This window comes from Kitasatospora sp. NPDC007106 (genome assembly GCF_040634455.1).
GTDB classification, from domain to species: domain Bacteria; phylum Actinomycetota; class Actinomycetes; order Streptomycetales; family Streptomycetaceae; genus Kitasatospora; species Kitasatospora arboriphila.
On sequence record NZ_JBEYFP010001317.1, the window covers coordinates 1 to 1,259 of the forward strand.

Below are 1,259 nucleotides of genomic sequence, written 5' to 3' on the forward strand. Positions count from 1 at the left end.
GTGGCAGGCGGCGACGTGGTCGACGCCGGGGGCGGCGGCGGTGTCGGGCGGGGTGTCCCGTTCGCAGCGGCCGCGCCGCTCCGCGTCCAGGGCGGCGTACACCGGGCAGCGGGAGCGGAAGCGGCAGCCCTCGTGCCGGACGGTCGGCGAGGGCGGGTCGCCGGCCAGCAGGAGTTTGCTGCGCCGGCGTTCCGCCGCCGGGTCGGGCAGCGGGACGGCCGACAGCAGGGCGCGGGTGTACGGGTGCCGCGGCCGTTCGAAGACCTCGGTGACGGCGCCCGTCTCGACGGTGCGGCCGAGGTACATGACGGCGACCCGGTCGGCGAGGTACCGGACGACGGACAGGTCGTGCGAGACGAAGAGGTAGGCGAGGCCGAGTTCGGCCTTGAGCTGCTGGAGCAGGTTGAGCACCCCGGCCTGGACGGAGACGTCGAGCGCGGAGACGGGTTCGTCCAGGACGAGCAGGTCGGGCCGGACGGCGAGGGCCCGGGCGATCGAGATCCGCTGTCGCTGGCCGCCGGAGAACTGGTGCGGGTAGCGGTCTGCGTGCTCCGGGTCGAGCCCGACCTGCCGCAGCAGCTCGGGGATCCGGCGGCGGACCTCCTCGCGCGGGGCGCGCTGGGCCTGCAGCGGTTCGGCGACGATGTCGCCGATCGGCATCCGGGGGTCGAGGCTCGCCGCCGGGTCCTGGAAGACGATCTGCACCCGGGCGCGCAGGCGGCGGGCGGCGGCCCGGTCGAGGGCTGCGGTGTCCTGGCCGAGGAGTTCGATCCGGCCGCCCTGCGGTGCGGCGAGGCGCAGCAGTTCGTAGAGGGTGGTGGACTTGCCGGAGCCGGACTCGCCGACCAGGCCGAGGGTTTCGCCGCGGCGGATGTCGAGGTCGACGCCGTCCACGGCGTGGATGTCGCCGATCCGGCGCTTGAGGACGGCGCCCTTGAGCCGGGGGAAGCTCTTGGTGAGGCCGCGGACGGCGAGCACGGTGTCCCGTTCGGCGCGCGGCGGCAGCGCACGGGCGGGGGCGGGGACGGCGGGCACCGGGTAGACCTCGGCGGGTGCGGGTCGGCGGGCGGCGAGTTCGTCGGCGCGGACGCAGGCCGCGAGGTGGCCGGACGTCCGGTCGTGGGTGCCGTCGGAGCCGTCGGAGCCGGTGTCGAGGGCGGGTTCGGCGGTCCGGCAGCGGTCCTCGGCGAGCGGGCAGCGGGGGGCGAACGGGCAGCCGCGGCCGAGTTCGCCGGGTGCGGGCGGGCGGCCGGGGATCG

At 76.7% G+C, this 1,259-nt stretch carries 1 protein-coding gene; it reads right to left on the reverse strand.

Going from position 1 to position 1,259, the window contains the following annotated elements; translation table 11 throughout:
• The coding region (locus tag ABZ641_RS38125; RefSeq protein ID WP_359989235.1) for an oligopeptide/dipeptide ABC transporter ATP-binding protein at positions 1 to 1,259 on the reverse strand (1,259 nt) is incomplete at both ends.